This window comes from Streptomyces sp. NBC_01546, assembly GCF_045208355.1.
Classification (GTDB): Bacteria; Actinomycetota; Actinomycetes; order Streptomycetales; family Streptomycetaceae; genus Streptomyces.
The window spans coordinates 429,511-446,664 of sequence record NZ_CP109379.1 but is presented as its reverse complement, the minus strand read 5'-3'; the positions used below and the strand labels follow the sequence as shown (position 1 = coordinate 446,664).

Here is a 17,154-nt window from a genome sequence, read left to right as displayed (position 1 = left end):
GTCGGGGCCTATTCGAAGAGGTCGGGATCGGTAAGGACGATCTCGTCCCACAGGGGCTGGAAGGAGAACCAGCCGGCGAGCGGGAAGCCGGTCTGCTCACGGGTGTGCCGGGCGGCCTCGGGATCGATCAGCAGGGGAGTGCCGGCAGCCTGCGCAAGCAACTGCGCCTGGGCGCTGCGCTCCATGGAGATGAACCACCAGGCCGCCTCGTCGACGGACTCGCCGACCGTGAAGATGCCGTGGTTCTGGTGGATGACGGCCTTGTGCGGGCCGAGCCCTGCGGCGAGCTGACGGCCCGCCTCCTCCTCCACCACCACGGAGCCTGCGCCGTCGCGGTGGACGGTGTGCTGCTCGAAGAGGGCGCAGGCGTCCTGGGTGATCGGGTCCAGCGGGCGGCCGAGGCTGGAGAATGCCTTGCCGTGCACGGAGTGCGCGTGGGCGGCGGCCACCACGTCGGGACGGGCCGCGTGAATGGCGGAATGGATCACGAACCCCGCGCGGTTGACCGGGCGCCGACCGTGGCGCACCTGGCCCTCGTCGTCGACCAGGATCAGGTCGGAGACCCGGATGTGCCGGAAGGACATGCCGAACGGATTCACCCAGAACATGTTCGGGTACTCCGGGTCGCGTGCTGTGATGTGCCCCGCCACGCCCTCGGAGAATCCGAACCGGCCGAAGATGCGGCAGGCTCCGGCCAGCCGCTGCTTGCGGTGTTCCCGTTCTTGGTCGAGGTCGTCGAACACCGGGGGCTGTGACAGCTCCAGGTCCTCCTGGCGCGGGACGAAGGCGCTGCCGCGCAGGCCGCCTGCCGCAGCGGCCGGCTGCCGTGCCGCCCCCGCCACGCCGTCGGCCGTCAGTTCCTCCATGCCGCCCCCCTTGTCACCGTGTGCGTCCATTGGACGCACATCATGCGTCCAATGGACGCATCGCGCAAGGCGACCGCTGGCGGAGCGGGCCGGGATGCGCCCATTGCGCGCAAGACCTGGGGTCGGTTTCCTTTACGAAATGATGGAGAGTCACGCGGCATGCACTCTGGGCGATTTAATTACTTGACGGCGTGTCCAATAAAGAGCGGCGATGCATCAAGTTTACGTAAAGTCCCACGCCGTCGGGTGGCTGTAAATGGCCTGGACCAATGGCTGGATGTTCGCCAACTCCTCGGAGTTGTAGCGAAATTGACGGTCAATCAGGTCGCCTATTTATGGTGATTGAATTCGCGACATCTTCGCGCGTAGAGCAACCGCGTTCAGAACCCGTGATCTCTCTGGCAGGATTCCCGGCACCCAATCCAGTCAAGGAAAGAGGTGTGGTCGTGCGTGTTCGTGGAAGGCCTGAATCCCGGCTTCACCGGCAGTGCGGGGCCGCAGATCCGCTCGAATGTGACGCTCGGTCAATTGGCGTCGCCCGGCTGTAGTCGTCCGGCCGCCGGCCATCAATCGCCTCTGATGTCTGCCCGGCCCGCCGCGGAAGCCGCATCGGCAATGCGGCGCCGTCCCTGGGTCGCTGGCGGCGAGCAGACCGCGACTGCAGGTGGTCGAGTCGCCCGCCTGTGCCGCCGTTCCGGTGAGTAGCCGGCCGTCCGTTTCGAGCGCCGCTCTCGGACTGGCGAGCTGACCAATCGTCACTTATTGGAGCGCCGGCCAGGCAAGCCGGTTCCGCATTTTCAGATCAAGGAGCATGATGCACAAACGTCGCGCGTCCCGCCGCAAGAAAGCGCTGATAGCCGCGATCACCGCCGGACTCTCCGGCGGCCTGTTGTTCGGCTTCAATGCCCTTGCCCAGGCCGATGTGGTCAGCGGCACGGTCATCGGCGGGCAGGGCAACTACAAGACCGTCAACCAGCGGGCCAAGCCGTCCCTCTCGGCCCAGGTGAAGGGGTCCTCGAAGGTGGGCGCCAAGATCCAGATGTCCTGCCGGACCACCGGCGACACCGTGGAGAACAACCCGAGGTGGATCTTCACCGGCTCGTACTACATCGCCGACGCCTTCATCAAGGAGAACACCACCCCCCTGCCGGTCTGCGGTTCGACCCCGACCCCGAACCCGAAACCCACGCCTACGACCGCGAAGACACTCGGGATCGACATGCAGAAGCAGGTCAGGACCCAGTGGTGCTGGGACGCGTCCGGCGTGACCATAGCCAAACACTGGGGCCGCTCCGTCAGTCAGGAGCAGTTCTGCCAACTCGCGGCCCAGGGAACGTGGGTGGACTGCAACAACCAGCCCGCGACGCTGGAGGACATGGCCAATGGCCTGGCCAGGCTGGGACTGAGGAACAGCGGCCACAGCCTGAACCGCAACGCCTCGTTCGGTGAGTCCGCCGCCGAGATCGACGCGGGCCGGCCGTTCGCCGTCCGGTTCGGCTGGCGCACCGGCGGCGGTCACATGAACGTCATCTACGGCTACGACAGCGCCACCAGCATGATCGCGGTCGGCGACCCGTGGCAGACCACCCAGACCTACACATGGTGGAACCACTCCACTTACGCGAACAACAACTCGTTCCAGTGGACCCACTCCCGCATCGGCATCCAGGGCTGAGGAGCAGACCGACCATGCAGACCATGCGACAGGCCAGGCACGCTGCACTGCGGGCCGCCGTCCTCGCCACGGCCGCGCTCGCCGCCGCCCTGTGCGGAATCGTTCCCGCACAGGCCGCGGAGGGCGACGGCATCGCCGGCTACCAGTCCGCCCAGCAGGCCCTCCGGAGCGACCAACTCCGCGACACCGTCTCCCGCTTCCTGGTCTCGGCCCGACAGCCCCGCACTGCCCCCGCCGCAGACGGCGGCACAGTCGGCACCCCCGGGAACGCACCCGCCGCGGTCGCCGCGCCGCCCGGGTTCGATCTCAACAAGGACCCGGTGCCGATGTTCGAGATCAGCCCCGAGTTCGTCACCGGCAAGACCCAGGCGACCCCGCAGACCGCGCTCCGGCTCTCCTACCTGGCCTCCCGGGTGACCACGTCCGACGGCAGACCCGCCGCCGTATTGCTCGCGCCCAAGGGCAACCCCGCTACGCCGGGAAGCGGCGAGCGGAACGTCGGTGCGGAAGGCTGGCAGCTGGCCGGCATCCGGGACGGGGACGCCGAGGTCGGCTTTGCCGAGCGCGGCACTCCACAGGCCCGCACCTTCACCGAGCCGCAGATCCACGCCTGGTACCGGCTCACCGCCGAAGGCATGGTCGAGCCGCTCAACGAGGAAGCGACCACCGGCCTCGGCGGAAAGCACGGCATGACCCTTGCCGCGTACCAGAAGCTGGTCACCGCCCGCTACGGCGACAAGATGCCCGGCTCGGAATACGACCGCAAGGGCCTGGCCGGCGGATACGGCGGCCTCGTGGAGGACCAGTCGGAGCAGGTCGCTGCCACGTCCGGGCAACCGGTGGCCGAGGCGTCCCGGCAGCCGATCTCCGCCACCGGGATCGCCACCGGGACCGCGGCCGTGGCGGCGATCGGCGGTGCGGTGGTTTACGCGCGCCGCCGGGGAACTGCCACCACGCGCTGACCCCGACCCCATGGGCCGGGCCCCTTCTCCGTGCTCAGCCCGGCGACTTCCGTCGTCGGGTCCGCACGAGCGCGGGAAGGGGGCCCGGCCCTGTCCGTCCACGCCTCGACCAGCCTCCTGAGCCGGGTGCCCGAGGCGCCCCTTGACGCGTTCTACGGCGGAAGCGCACGCTGAGGATACGAGGTACGCATCGGATATATCTATACGTGCTCGTATATGTGTCCGCTTGCGCGCCGTGGGCGGTACCGGCCCCGACACCCTGATGCCGGTTCTGGCCCTGCTTCCTGATGTGAGCCCAACGGCGCCCGAGGGAGGCCCTGTGATGTCCAACGAGTACACGATTCTGCGCGTCCGGGTCACTGCCAAGGACCCCGACACCCTGCGCGCCCTCCTGCGCGAAGCCCGCCCCGACGTCGGCGGGCGGGTCCGTCAGGCCGAGGACGGCAGCTGCACCATCGACGCCTACGTCACCCCCTACAAAGCCGAGGCCCTCGAACGCGAGGGCGTGACGGTCACGGTCGTCGAGGACGCCACCGCCGTCGGGCGGGCCCGCCAGGCCGAGGTCGGCGAGGGGGACCGGTTCGCTCCAGAGGACGCGGTTCCGCAGGGACTCGCCCTCAAGGTGAAGGACACCTAGGAGGGACGTCATGCCGTACATGAACATCGTCGAGGTCGAGTCCGGCGTGACCAGCCTGGCCGCGGCGTTTCAGAACACGAGCGACCTCATCGAGCTGCCCGAGCCCTCCGTCGAGGGCCGCGCCTGCCACGCCCTGCGGATCGGCACCCACCGCCTGGCGCCCAAGGACGCCATCGTCCTCACCGGCGGTATGCACGCCAGGGAGTGGGGCAGCTGCGAGATCCTCGTCAACCTCGCGGCCGACCTGCTGCACGCCCACGCCGGCGGAACGGGACTGGCGTACGGCGGAACGCACTTCACCTCCGCCCAGGTGCGCACGATCCTCGAGGAACTGGACGTCGTGGTCTTCCCGCTCGTCAATCCCGATGGCCGGCGCTACAGCCAGACCGTCGACCCGGAATGGCGGCGCAACCGCAACCCGGCCCAGTCCGGCGGGAATCCGGCCGCGATCGGCGTCGACATCAACCGCAACTTCGACTTCCTCTTCGACTTCGAGACCGCCTTCCACCCGCTCGCGCCGGTCCGGGTCTCGAACGACCCCGCCGACCCGAACCAGGTGTACCAGGGCCCACAGCCCTTCTCGGAGCCCGAGACGCGCAACGTCCGCTGGCTGATCGAGCACTTCCTGCGCACCCGCTGGTACGTCGACGTGCACAGCTACACCCAGAACATGCTCTACGTCTGGGGTGACGACAACAACCAGTCGGATGATCTGACCAGGAACTTTCAGAACCCCGCCTTCGACGGCAAGCGCGGAATGAAGAACGACCTGCTCTACGCCGAGTTCATTCCGAAGACGGACGCCGACGACTCCGCCGTGCTCGCCGAGCAGTTTTGCAAGGCGCTCAAAGCCGTACGCGGCAAGGTCTACACCCCGAAGCCCGCCTTCGACCTCTACCCGACCTGCGGCACTAGCGACGACTACACGTTCGCGAGGCACATCGTCGAGCAGAGCGACGAAAGGATCCTGGCTTTCACCGTCGAATGGGGGATGGACTTCCACCCGCCGTGGCCGGAGATGAAGAAGATCGTCCTCGACGTCGACGCCGGACTCGTCCAGTTCTGCCTCACCACTCTCGCCTGACGACCTCGTGAACTCGCCAGTTCTCGAGATCTAGTTGCGGGGCCCCCTGGCCCGCGCGTTGGCGGACGGCCCCCCGCCGTTGCCAGAAAGGCAGTTCCGGCCAGCGGGTTTCCGCTGCGTACGCTTCCGCGTGGTGGCGTACGTAGGCGGCGGCGACGCCGTCGAGGAAGTCCGTGTACGCGGCCAGGACCGGGCGGGGCGGCGCGCCCGCGAGGCACAGGGCCGCGGCGAGGCCGGCGCGGGCTCCGCTGTGCAGTGCGGTGAGGATGCCCTGCGACGAGAGCGGGTCGAAGGCCAGCGCCGCGTCACCAGCGGCGATCCAGCCCCGGCCGCCGTACGGCTCGAGGCGCAGGCCGTGGGCGGCGCTCCAGCGCGGAGTCGGCGGGCCGGTGAGGTCCCCGGCCGTGATGCGGGCGCCGATGTACCGGGTGTGCAGGGCTGCGCGCAGGAACCCGTCGGGGGTGCGCAGAAGGGGGTCGGCGATGTCGGGGTCCGTCAGATGGGCGACGATCCGGCCCACGGGGGTCAGCGTCGTGTACCACCATCCGCCGGGCACCGCTTCGACGAGGGTCCTGACCTCCCGGTCCGACTGCCCGTCAGCAGAAGAATTCTGACGTGACATCAGGATATGGGCCGCCACGAGCCGGTCCTGGCGTCTGCGGACCGCCCGGCGCCGGGCGATGGTCGCGCGCCGTCCCGTCGCGTCGACGGCCCAGGCGCAGCGCAGCTCGCGTGTGCCATGCTCCTGGCGCACGAGCAGACGCAGGCCGGGGCCGTCGTCCACGGCGTCCACGGCCCGCCCGCGGAGCGGCTCGGCGCCCGCCGTGTGGGCTGCCTCCCGCAGGAACGCGTCGAAGCGGAGGCGGTCCAGCTGCCATCCCGCGCCGTACGGGTCCTGCACCGGGCCGCGCTCTTGGAGCGCGGGCGAGCCCCAGGAGACGTACATCCCGGTGGAGCGCAGGTGGGGCGCGGCGGTGCTGTCGGGCCACAGGTTCAGGTCGCGCAGCAGCGAGGCGGCGGCCGACGGCAGGCTTTCGCCGACCTTGTGGGCGCCCGCTGCGGGCGCGGGTGGGTCGTCCACGATCGCCACGCGCCGGCCGGCCCGCGCGAGCACGAGGGCGGCCACCGCGCCGGCCGGTCCCGCGCCGGCGACGACCGCGTCGTACACCTCGTGACGGGTCACCGCCGGCCGCCGGGGCCGGCCGTCGCGTGCGGGGTCATCGGTTGCCCGGGAAGCGGGCGACCTTCTCGATGTAGCCCGCCGACAGTTCCTCGTCGGGTTCCTCGGCCAGGGCGACGGCGGTCGCCAGGACGGCGTCCCGCAGCCGCTCGTCGGCGGCGAGCGGTACATGCAGGCTCAGCAGGTTGCGGCCGCGCGGCGGGGCCGGCTCGGCGGGGAAGGAGACCTCGGACTCGACGAACATCTCGGCGGGCAGCAGGGGGTCGTTGGTGACGCCCGGGCGGCGTTCGACCAGGCCGAGCCGGCCGAAGTCCTTCACCATGGCATTGATGGTGGCCTTGTAGGGCGGGGGCAGCCAGCGGTCCCAGGGGGACCGCCGTGCGAACGCCGCGAGCCGCTCCTCCCGCGGGCGCGTGGTGTCGACGGCGATCAGGTAGTCCTCCTCTTCGAGGACGTGGTTGGGCACCCGGGCGGGCCAGAACGTCGGCAGGTACGGGTCGTACCGGCGTTCGTACCCGGAGCGGCAGCTCGCGGTGTCCGTCTGCCAGGGCACGGCCATCCAGCGCGTCAGGCCGCCGGGTTCCTGGCCGTACAGCGGCCCGTCGTACGCCTGGGCGGTCTGCGGGGTGAGCACCCTGCCGTAGGGGCGCTCGGGGTTGCTCTGCGGGCGGTGGCGGATGCGGAACGGCGCGCTGTACAGCGTGGTGTGGCGCATCGGCCAGGTGATTTCGCAGCCCGGGTGGAAGGCGTCGGCGAGGCAGAAGGACAGGGCCGCGCGGTCCAGGGCGGCGGGTCGGGCGGCGAGCGGCAGCCGGTCGAGTTCCGTGGGCGTGGTCTCGGCCCCGACGACGTGGTCGGGGACGAAGTCTCCGCGGGTCCAGCGCACCAACAGCCTTGTCTGGAGCGGGGACAGGGCCAGGTGCTGGCGTGCGGAGACGGGGGGCAGGCTCATCGCGTCGCCGTAGACGGGTGGCCAGGGAATCGGCGACGTGCCGTCCCGGTCGGGGTCGCGCATGGTCTTCGAGATCTGCCGGCGCAGCTCCTCGTGGCGTGGACTGGGGTCGGCGAGGGCGGCCAGCAGGCCGGGGTCGAGGAAGTATTCGCGTCCGCCGTGTCCGAACAGGGTTGCCAGGCCCTGGTTGACCCATTGCAGATCGCACAGGCGGCGCAGGATGGGCAGGATGTCGTGGGTGAAGGAGACCTGCTCCGGTTCGGGGAGCGCTCCGGCCGTGGTGAACGCGTCGCGGACGAGGTCGTACAGCGTGCGTACGGACTTCAGCTCGGGGGCGTAGTTGGGCGGGCCGACCACCACCCAGGCCGGTTCGACCGGCAGCGCGCGGCCGTCGAAGTGGACCTCGGCGGTGACGGGGCCGTCGGAGATGTCGTCGTACCAGCCGTCGTTGTTCGCGAAGGTATCGGCCTCCTTGAAGTCGACGGACTCGGCCACGCCCCGGCCGCCGAGGAAGATCAGCCGCCCGGCCCCGTCGGTGCGCAGCTCGCCGAGGTAGACCGGGATGCGGAGGAACCTCCCGGTGTCGAAGCGCAGTTCGGGACCGCCGGCACGGTCGCGGCCGCGTACGGAACGGCAGCCGGGGTCGATGATCAGCCTGGGGCGGTCCGGACCGGCGACCAGGGGGTTGCGGAGTTGGCTCTCGTCCGCCTGGGCGGCCTCGGGGATGTCCAGGGCCAGCTGGAACTGGTACCAGGCGGCCTTCTTGTTGGCTACGTGCACGGTCCAGCGCACCTCGGCGTTGTCCTCGGTGAGTTCGGCCACCGGCTCCCCGGCCGCGTTGTAGCCGTAGATCCGGAACCGGGCCGCCTGCCGTTTCAGGGCGCCGGTCGCGTCCTTGTACGAGCCGGTGGGGAGCGGGGGCTCGTCCTCGGTCTCGGGGGAGAGGAAGAACTCGTCGGCGCTGTCGCCGACCCGGGCGACGCCGATCGCGGGGTGGATGGCTGCCCGCACGATCCGGGCGTCGTGCCCCGGAGGCTCGGTGGACGAGGAATCGGAAATGACGGCCATGGCTCGATCTCCCGCGATGCGGCGCTGCCGGGCTGTACTGGGGTGCACAGGGCTCGTGGAGCGTTGTACAGGAGTGCATCGTCCGTACAGCTCTCCATGCTGACAAACGAGCGTGCGATGCGCGACCGAAGGGCGGGCCGCACCGTTTACGGAGGGGCGGCCACGCGCCCGGCGTTCGGGGCGAGCGCCGCCGAGTCGCACGTCACCTGGGACTCCACCACACTGGACAGCGGGCAGATGCCCCGGCCGTCACCCCGACCGGCAGGCGTCGAGCTCGTGCTGCCACGCGGGGGTGGGGAACGCCTGGGGGTAGAGCCGGGCGCAGGTGGCGAGGTGGTCGCGGAACGCGGTGCGCAGGCGGGCCGTGTAGTGGGCACACAGCCGGTCCGCCGGGGTGCCTGCGGCGGCGGAGTCGATCACGGCGGCGGCCAGGACGGCCGTACGCAGGGCCTGGGCGGTACCGGTGCCGCTGAGGGGGTCGTAGCGGATGGCGCCCGCGCCGACGAGGAGCAGGCCGGGGGTCCGGCCGGCCGGCGGGGTCGCCGGGGCGCGGTGGAGGCGGGGTGCGGCGGGCAGGGCGACGGCGCTGGCGGGCGCCTGCGCGAGTCGCGCTGCCAGGGGACTGTGCGCGAGGAGGCGGCCGAGGTGTCGCGCCGGGTGCCCGACCGGGCCGGGGACCATCGCCTGGAGCAGGGCGTTGCCGTCGCCGAGCGGGGTGAGGTGGAGCCAGGCGTCGTCGGTGCGCTCCAGGCGGGCGGTGGTGTCGTCCTGCCCGGCCGCGCAGGGCGCCTCCCCGGCCAGCAGGTGTCGTCGCCCGGCCGTCCGGTACGCGCCGGCCCGGCCGGGCGGGGTGGCGGTGACGGTCCACTGCGGGTCGGTCGGGTCAGGCGGTACGGGCGGGACCCGCGCGTCGGGCCGCGCCTGCGCGTCGGGCGGTCCCGCCGGGTCCGGTTCCTCCGACACGGCGTCCGGGTACCGGTCCGCGAGGCGGGCCAGCAGTCGCCGGGCGAGCCGCGAGCCGTCCACGACCGCCGCGGGCTGCGGCAGGGGCGGGTCGGCGTCGCGGTCCGGAGTCCAGCGGGCGTGCCGGTGGGTGAGGCGGTGGCTGTCGGCGGCCGGCCCGTCCGCCGCCTCGGTGCCCCACAGCGCGTGGAGCAGCGCAAGGGTGTCGTCGCCCAGCAGCAGCGGGCGGGGCCCGCCGGCCGGGCGCGGCCGGAGCCGGACCCGGTGGCCGCGCGCCGCGAGCAGCCAGGCGCAGGTCAGTTCGGCGAGTCCGGATCCGGCGATCGCGACGGTGGTCGGCCTCACGGGATCCTCACAGGATGAGGTCGGCGATCAGGGCCTCGGTGGTGGCCTGGTGGCGGGTCATCATGCCGCGCAGGCCGGCGCCGTCGAGCGAGCCGACGGTCTCTTGCAGTTGCCGGGCGGCCCGGGCGGCGGCGAGGGTGGCCTGACCGTCGGCGAGCGCCGCGACGACGGTGGGCTGGGGCGTCTGGAAGCGGGGGGCGACCCCGCGGGAGGCGAGGAGGTGGTTGACCTCATGGAGGTTGGTCATGGCCCGCCGGGCGTGTTCGATCAGCACGCCTCCGGCGCTGTCACCCAGGGCCATGGTCTCCTTCATCGTGCCGAGCAGCACGGCGTAGTTGAGGTCCGCGAGTTGCAGGAGCCGCTGGTCCAGCGGGTCCGGGGTCTTGTCGAGCCTGCGAAGGTACTCGTCCTCGGAGAACTCCGCGAGGTGCCCCTTGATCGCTTTGAACCGCTCGAAGTGGTCCACGCCCTCGTCGATGATGAGTTTGATCAGGTGGGAGAGGCGGTCGGCCTGCGGGAACAGGTCGGGCCGCTTTTCGATCGTGTGGTGGAGGCGGATGTACATGCCGTCGATGCCGTCCGGGTTGAGCTCGGCGCTGGTGCTCTCCACCTTGATGAACCAGTCCAGCTGGGCGGCCGTGAGCCGCTCCAGCTCGAAGACCTGCCCGGACTGGGGCTGAATGGGCATGCCGAGGGGCGGCGGGTCGAGTTTGTGCGGCCTGCCGAGCACGCCGAGCACCTCGTTGACCCATCGCAGGTGACGCATCTCGTCCACCGCGACCGAGAACACCTCGGTCGCGGCCGCGTGGAACCGCGAGATGGGCGACTCGGGGTTCGTGCCGGGGGCGAGTGCGGTCGGGGCGTTCAGCGAGTAGTGCGCGTACAGGTATTCCAGGCACAGGGCGTGCTCGACGTCGGCGAGCCGCTCCAGTTCCTCGATCACCTCCTCGCGGGTCATCTCTTCGACCTCGAACGGGGTGCCCGGGCCCAGGATGTCGTCCTCGCGGCCGTTGAGGACCACGGGCAGCACGTTCCAGTTGGTGATCAGTGCGGGGTGGTCGAGTTCGTCGCCCTCCCGGTCGGCGTAGTTCGGCGTGTCCAGCTTGGGCGGGGGCAGGGTGCGGTCCGAGCGCTGGAAGTTGAGGGGACGGAACCGGCCGTCGGGGCTGGCCGAGATATCGGGTTTGGAAGCGGCCCAGTAGTAGCAGCCGCATTCGCGGAAGTCGTACTGCCAGGGGGCGCACAGGCTGCGGGTGAGCTCTCCCGGCAGGTAGACATCGGGATCGATGATTCCGTCGGGGTCCAGGTAGTCGGCCCGGTCGGCGATCAGGACGGCCGCCTCCACCCTCCCGTTGGCATCGCGCTCCACGGTGGTCTCGTTCTGCATGCGCCAGGCGTTGAGACCGTCGGGCACGATGTTCGCGCCCGGGGACAGGCTGCCCGGGGTGGGTCCGAGCAGGATGGCGATCCGGCCCGGCAGCAGGTCGTGGACGTGGCGCCAGAGGGCGAGGCCGGTGCGGGCGGTGGCGTGGAACACCGGGGCCTGCGACTCCGTCTGGTCCACGGTGGTCCGCCCGCACACCGCCCACAGGTGGAGCCGCCACGGGTCGGCCGCGACGCCCGCACCCAGGTCCGCGGTGGTGAGGTCGAGTACGGACGGGGCGTCCTTGATGACGCCGATCAACCGGGAGCCCCGCTCGTGGTGGAAGTCGAACAGCAGGCCGGGGAAGAAGGCCTTCTCCAGGTTGCGCTGGTCGAATTCGAGACCCGGGAAGCAGTTGTCCACCCCGCTTTCCGGGCGGGAGCCGGACGGGTTTCCCGGGACCGCGTAATCGGCCCGTGCGGTGAGGTTGCGGGGGAAGACCTTCCCCTCGGGTACGGGGAGGTCCACGCTGCCGGGGATCGGGTTGTTCACGGTCGGCTCCTTCGTCCGGGTGGGGTCACAGGAACGGTCAGCGGGCCAGTCCGGCAGGATCGCCGGGCAGGTCGGACGGAGTTGTCAGGCGGAAGAACTCCGGTGCGCTCTCGGTGAGTTCGACGTACGCGCGCAGGCAGAAGGCCAGCCAGCCGCGGATGTAGTCGCAGCCGGGGCGGCCTCGCCGGGCGACCTCGTGGTAGCAGCCGCCGCCGCACAGGTAGCGGGCCCAGCAGGACCGGCAGGGTTCCGCCCGGTCCACGTGGCGGGCCGCGAGGTGCTCGGCCCGCGCGGCCCGGTCGGATCCCCCGGCGACGGAGCCCATCCGGAACGCCGGGTCGTCCACGAGCCGGTGGCAGGCGTACAGGCCGCCCTCGGCGGAGGCGCTGAGGTAGCCGGCGCCGGCGCCGCAGGGGTAGGGGCGGTGACCGCCGGTGTGGAGTTCGTACATCGCGGTCTGGAAGTTGCCGAAGGGGTACGGGCGGCCCGCGGCGAGCGCGGCCAGCGCCGCCTCGCCGCATTCGGTCATCTGCTCCAGGAACCCGGCGAAGGCGCTCGCGCCGATCTCGTACGCGGGGTCGGGGGCGCTGACCACCGCGGCGAAGCCGACCTCGTCGAAGCCGAGCCCGATCCCGTGCTCCAGGACGTCCTTCAGCCGCCCGGTGTACGGGGTCACGCTGACCCGGGCCGACAGGTGGCGCGGCCGCCCGTGCCGGTTCAGCACGTCCAGCCCGGCGCGCAGCCGGTCGTACGCGCTGCCCCCGCCGGGCGCCGTGCGCAGCGCGTCGTGTCCGGCGCGGTCGCCGTCGAGGCTGACGGCCACGGTGAACGGGTGCGCGGCGAACAGCTCGGCGTCCTCGGGCCGGACGGTGGTGAGGTTGGTGGTGAGGGCGAAGCGGACCGCGTGCCCGGTTTCGGCGCCGGCCCGGGTCGCGTAGCCGACCACTTCGTGGACCAGTTCGCGGGCGAGGAGCGGTTCGCCTCCCATGAAGCCGACGACGACTCCGGCTCCGGGTGCGGCTTCCGAGAGGAGCCGGTCCACGGCGGCGAAGGCGGTCGCGCGGGGCATGGCGCGGGCGGAGCCGCCGAACCTGCCCTCGTCGGCGTAGCAGTGCCCGCAGCTGAGGTTGCAGGCCTGCATCACGTTGAGCGAGAGGGAGGCGAGCGGGGGTACCGCGGCGGGGGTGCCGTCGATGCGCGGGGCGGGGACTCCCGCCCCGCCCCACAGGGGCAGTCCCAGTTCGGCGGCGAGGGCGGTGTCCGCCGCCGGGTCGTGGGCCGCCGCGCCCGCGGCTGCCGTCCAGGCCTCCAGCCGGGCGGCGGTGGCCTCGGGGAGGTCGTAGATCCGGCTTCCGTCGGCCACGAACAGGTGGGCTCCGTGGGCGCTGCGGAAGACCCTGGTCTCGGCGGGGAGGCCCGCGGGAGTGCTGTCCGGGCCCGATTCCGGCTCCCGCTCCGGCTCCGGGGGGCGGCGGCCGATCTGGAGGAAGACGCTCACGACCCCTCCTGCACGGTGGCGCGCACGGAGCGGGCCCAGGCCACGAGGAGGTCGTACTGGCGGCGCGTCAGGTGCATGGGGAAGGCGTCGGATCCGCGGACGGCCACGGGCATGCGGCGGTCGTACCAGGGATCCTCGGCGGCCGGCGGCCTGACGAACCGTTCGATGAAGTTGGGCTGTTCGCGGATGAGGTCCTCCAGGACCTCCAGGGCCGCGAAGCGGCGGTGCTTGCGCCGGCCGCGTTCGGTGAGCGCGAGGGTGATCCCGGCCAGGGGCACCGGTGTGGGGAAGGTGCGGGCGCGCGCCTCGGCGACCGAACTTCCCTCGCCCTGGGCGTTGCCGATGTTCTCGCTGGTGGCGCGCTGGTTCTGGGCGTCCACGTTGACGGAGTCCATGGCCTCCAGGGCCCGTTCGAACAGGTCGCGCACCTCCAGAGCGGTGAGCTGCGGGTTCCCGGAGACGTACGCGGGGTCGCGGACCTCGGCGCGCTTGACCCGGTCGGACAGGCCGTCGGCCAGGGAGGTGAAGGGCCTGCGGTCGGGGGCGAAGTCGGGCGGGGTGACGACGATGCGGGCCCGGGCGGTGAGCTCAGCGATGGTGACGGTGACCAGGCCGTCGCACACGTCGTCCACGAGCCCGAAGCTGGTTCCGCCGTCCTCGTCGGACGCCCCGGCGTAGAGGCCGCCCGGCTCGGTCCGCGGGTCGCTGACGGTCGTCCTGAACTCGCACCAGCGGGAGTTCGGGGAGAGGAACAGCTGCTCGGCGGGGAGTGGATACCGGGTGGTGCGCTGGCGCAGGTTCGTGGGGCCGTAGACCAGTCCGGCGGCGGGGGTGAAGCGCAGCCGCAGTCCGGGGAAGGCGCCGCTCGGCTGCGGGATCTGGACCGAGCCGAGCGGGACGTGCCGTCCGGGGGGCACCAGGGGACGGGCCGCCGTCTGGGGGGAGCGTCCTTCCAAGGGCCTCTTCTGGTGCTGGTTCCCGGCGACCTCCACGGTGGCGTCGATGCGGTCGTCCTCGGCGCGGGTGCAGTGGTGCGCCTTGAGGTTGGCGACCTCCACCTTCCACTGCACGTCGGCGGGAGTGAGGTCGAAGGCGTCCAGCACCTCCGTGGTGATCGGGCCGTCGCCGCGCACCCCGTCGATGACCCACGAGCCGTGCAGTTCGAAGAAGGGGCAGATGGGGCGGAATCCGTGCTCGTCCTTGAACCGGACCCGGTTGCCCTGGGGCGGGCGTTCCGTCAGGGTGCCGTCGGTGGCGTCGACGACGAGCGAGGGCGCGGGCAGGGCCACGGTCTTGCCGGTGCCCCGGGGGTTCAGGTCGTTGGGCCCGTAGCGGTAGTTCTCGCAGGGGTGGGGGGACGGACCCAGCCGGGCGAAGGCCAGCGGCGGGTAGAGCCACATCTTTTCGATCACCGTGCGTCTCCGTTTCCATCGGGGAGAGGGGGTGTGTTCACCCGAAGACCTCGGCTCCCGGATAGGGAGTGGCGTCCCGCACCGGCGGGACGAGGTAGGTGCCGCCGGCCCGTACGGTCAGCAGCCGGCCCGCCGGACCGTCCTGGTCGGGCTGCCCGCCGAAGTTGACGCCGCCCAGCCAGCCGCGTTGGGTGAGTACGCGCAGCACCCGGTCGGGGCGGTCCTGGAAGCTGATGAAGTTCAGGCCGACGCGGAAGCCGGGCGCGGCCGCGACGGGTTCGAAGAACTCGTGGCCCTGGCGGAACATCCGCAGCGAGCCGGCCAGGTCGGGGGCGTCGCCGCCGCTCAGGTTGACCCGGCGGACGTGGGCGGCGAGCAGCACGGGGTCGTCGGTGGGGCCCGGCTCGATGAAGTCCTTGTTGCCGGGCTGGGTGACCTCGGTGGTTCCGGCCACCGGGCAGCCGGCGGCCGGTACGGGCAGCCCCTCGGGGTCCGTGCCGGTGAGCGGGGCGCCGGTGAGCTTGTCCCGGCCGACCAGCAACTCCTGTTGGACGCGCGGCAGATGGTGCCACTGGTCGAGATCGACGGCGAGTCTGAGGAAGACGAGATAGGTGCCGCCGACGGTCCAGGCGTCGGAGCCGGCCTCGGCGTCGCCGATGGAGATGACCCCTTCTCGGTCACTGCTCTCCAGGTTGGACACTCCGTCGTGGAAGCCGATCCAGCTGCGCATGTCGTCGCGCTGGAAGCCGGTGTGGATGCCCGCGATCTCCAGCGGCGCCATCCGGGTGCGGCTGTCCCTTCTGCCGCCGAGCAGCTTCCACAGTTCCACGACCGCGCGGGAGACCGCGAGCTGGGTCCCGGCGGTGAGCTGGAGGCAGAACTCCTCGGTGGCGTCGTTGTGGACGATGTCCGAGGCGTACGGAAGGCCCGCGCCGACGAGCACGGGGCCGCCGCCGGTGGGCAGCGGGGAGCGGAAGCGAAAGCGCGGGCCGAGCGCGGCGGGGCAGGTGACGCGAGCGCCGGGGATGTCGAAGGCCTTGGGTCCGAAGCCGAGGAGGAACTCCAGGTCACCGGTCGGGACCGGGTGGCCGGGCAGCTCGCCGACGCGCCCTTCGGCGAGGTCGCCCAGCATCCCGGTCACCTCGCGCAGCGCGCCGTCCACGGCGGTGGAGTCCGCCGCGGGGTCGGCGCGCAGGAACACCAGCGCGAGGTGCCCGGGCGGGCGGCGGCCGGGGGCGTGGTAGATCCCGTCCTGGAGGGTGCTCATCGGCGGCCGCGCGGGCCGGCGGGCGGGGCCGGCTGCCCGGCTGCGGCCTCGAACGCCTCCTTCAGCGGCCGTACGACGTCGCTGCACACGCCCGCGTCGCGGCAGCGGATCGGGCCGGGCGGATCGGGCAGGACCACGAAGTCGCCCGGCGGGACGTCCTTGGGTGCGCCGAGCGCGGCGAGCGGGCCCACCTGGACGTGGCGTACGACCTGGTAGCCGCCGGTGAGCGGGTCTTCCGACTCGCCCTCGGCCACGGTGATGTCGTCGAGGAAGTGCGGGTCCGCGTCCCCGGGGCCGAACTCCAGTCGCTGGTGGAGCCCTTGGCGGCCGCGGCTGAGCCGGATCCACGGATCGGGAACCGGCCCGCCCTCGAACTGGAAGACCTCGGAGGTGAACGCGTGGATGTACATGCCGATGGGGTCGGCGAAGGACACGGTCCGCCCGTCGAAGGCGGCGCCCGCCGCGGCCATCGCGGCGGCCGGGTCGGCATTGCGGCAGGCCAGGGCGGCGAGAGGCGGGTCCTGGCGGAAAATCTGGTCGCGTCCGGCCGCTTCCAGCGCACCGGAGGCGGTGCGGCGCGCGTAGGGCTTGGCGCCGAACATCACGATGTAGAGGAGGTCGTCGAGCCCGTTGATGGGGTGGGCCATGAAGAGGGCGTTGACGGCGTTGAGGGAGCCCACGGGATCGGCCGGGACATCGGCTTCCTGGAGGTCGGGGTGCAGTCCGTGGCCGGTCATCTGGCGGGCGAACGCCACCCGGCGCTGTGCGGGGCTGAGGAGCTTCGGGTTGGCGACCGCGGGACCGTAGAGCTCCTCCCAGCGGGGAGGCTCGCCGCCCAGCGTGTCGCTGAGGATGTCGCGCAGCAGGTCCGGGGCGTCCTCGGCGAGCAGCTGGTAGTACTCGGGCAGTTCGGTGGTGACCTGGACCCGCTTGGGGCGCAGGTTGCCCTGCTGGTCGGGGGCGGTGACCACCGCGTACTCGCAGTACTCGTTGTGGAGCGCGCGCCGTCCGCGGACGCCCCAGTCGGAGAGCCGGCGGGCGGTCGTCTCGTCGAAGCAGAACTCCGGCTCCGCCGGGTTCCCGAACCAGGTGACGGCCACCCGCTGGGTGTCCGGATCGCCGGGTTCGAGCGTGAAGTACGGGCTTCCGTAGAGGGGTTCGAGGCGTTTGAACTCATCCTCGACCACCTGGTTCCAGCGGTCGAGGACACCGGGAGTCAGCTCGTCGGCGAATCCGGGGGCGGAGAACGATGAGGGCATGTCGGCACCTCCCGGCGGGTCGCGGGACCCGCAGGCGACGTAGGGCACGAACAAGATCGTCACGCAGGGTA

At 71.7% G+C, this 17,154-nt stretch carries 13 protein-coding genes; 4 read left to right on the top strand and 9 right to left on the bottom strand.

The window, feature by feature from the left end; genetic code table 11:
- Window positions 1–8: 8 nt before the first annotated feature.
- On the bottom strand, window positions 9–866 hold the full coding sequence (locus OHA89_RS02340; RefSeq protein ID WP_406365053.1) for a class II aldolase/adducin family protein: 858 nt from the start codon (window positions 864–866) through the stop codon (window positions 9–11).
- A gap of 811 nt (window positions 867–1,677) precedes the next feature.
- Between OHA89_RS02340 and OHA89_RS02335 the strand changes: the two genes are divergently transcribed.
- From OHA89_RS02335 to OHA89_RS02320, 4 genes are all read left to right on the top strand, one after another.
- On the top strand, window positions 1,678–2,541 hold the full coding sequence (locus OHA89_RS02335) for a papain-like cysteine protease family protein (RefSeq protein WP_266615782.1): 864 nt from the start codon (window positions 1,678–1,680) through the stop codon (window positions 2,539–2,541).
- Between the two features lie 14 nt (window positions 2,542–2,555).
- On the top strand, window positions 2,556–3,503 hold the full coding sequence (locus OHA89_RS02330; RefSeq protein ID WP_266615781.1) for a hypothetical protein: 948 nt from the start codon (window positions 2,556–2,558) through the stop codon (window positions 3,501–3,503).
- Between the two features lie 322 nt (window positions 3,504–3,825).
- Window positions 3,826–4,140: a hypothetical protein gene (locus tag OHA89_RS02325; RefSeq protein WP_215148581.1), complete on the top strand. Its 315-nt coding sequence runs from the start codon at window positions 3,826–3,828 to the stop codon at window positions 4,138–4,140.
- Window positions 4,141–4,150: 10 nt separating this feature from the next.
- On the top strand, window positions 4,151–5,224 hold the full coding sequence (locus OHA89_RS02320) for a M14 family metallopeptidase (protein WP_266615779.1): 1,074 nt from the start codon (window positions 4,151–4,153) through the stop codon (window positions 5,222–5,224).
- Here OHA89_RS02320 and OHA89_RS02315 read toward each other — a convergent pair.
- The 8 genes from OHA89_RS02315 to OHA89_RS02280 all read right to left on the bottom strand — a co-directional run bounded on the left by OHA89_RS02315 (window position 5,208) and on the right by OHA89_RS02280 (window position 17,083).
- Window positions 5,208–6,407: an FAD-dependent monooxygenase gene (locus tag OHA89_RS02315; RefSeq protein WP_406365050.1), complete on the bottom strand. Its 1,200-nt coding sequence runs from the start codon at window positions 6,405–6,407 to the stop codon at window positions 5,208–5,210. The two genes, OHA89_RS02320 and OHA89_RS02315, sit on opposite strands and share 17 nt — an antisense overlap.
- 34 nt (window positions 6,408–6,441) lie before the next feature.
- Window positions 6,442–8,424 carry a LodA/GoxA family CTQ-dependent oxidase gene (locus tag OHA89_RS02310; RefSeq protein ID WP_266615777.1) on the bottom strand — a complete coding sequence of 661 codons (1,983 nt, stop codon included), beginning with the start codon at window positions 8,422–8,424 and terminating at the stop codon, window positions 6,442–6,444.
- A 249-nt stretch (window positions 8,425–8,673) separates the two neighbouring features.
- Window positions 8,674–9,732 carry an FAD/NAD(P)-binding protein gene (locus tag OHA89_RS02305; protein ID WP_266615774.1) on the bottom strand — a complete coding sequence of 353 codons (1,059 nt, stop codon included), beginning with the start codon at window positions 9,730–9,732 and terminating at the stop codon, window positions 8,674–8,676.
- A gap of 7 nt (window positions 9,733–9,739) precedes the next feature.
- Window positions 9,740–11,647, bottom strand: a complete 1,908-nt coding sequence (locus OHA89_RS02300) for a ferritin-like domain-containing protein (protein ID WP_406365048.1) — start codon at window positions 11,645–11,647, stop codon at window positions 9,740–9,742.
- 37 nt (window positions 11,648–11,684) lie between these two features.
- Window positions 11,685–13,145: a radical SAM protein gene (locus tag OHA89_RS02295; RefSeq protein ID WP_406365047.1), complete on the bottom strand. Its 1,461-nt coding sequence runs from the start codon at window positions 13,143–13,145 to the stop codon at window positions 11,685–11,687.
- A complete protein-coding gene (locus OHA89_RS02290) occupies window positions 13,142–14,557 on the bottom strand; it encodes a hypothetical protein (protein ID WP_406365046.1) in 1,416 nt (471 codons plus the stop codon). The genes OHA89_RS02295 and OHA89_RS02290 overlap by 4 nt, the downstream gene beginning before the upstream one ends.
- A gap of 37 nt (window positions 14,558–14,594) precedes the next feature.
- Window positions 14,595–15,824, bottom strand: a complete 1,230-nt coding sequence (locus OHA89_RS02285; RefSeq protein ID WP_406365045.1) for a Dyp-type peroxidase — start codon at window positions 15,822–15,824, stop codon at window positions 14,595–14,597.
- Complete coding sequence (locus tag OHA89_RS02280) at window positions 15,821–17,083, bottom strand: hypothetical protein (protein WP_406365044.1); 1,263 nt, start codon at window positions 17,081–17,083, stop codon at window positions 15,821–15,823. The genes OHA89_RS02285 and OHA89_RS02280 overlap by 4 nt, the downstream gene beginning before the upstream one ends.
- Window positions 17,084–17,154: the final 71 nt, after the last annotated feature.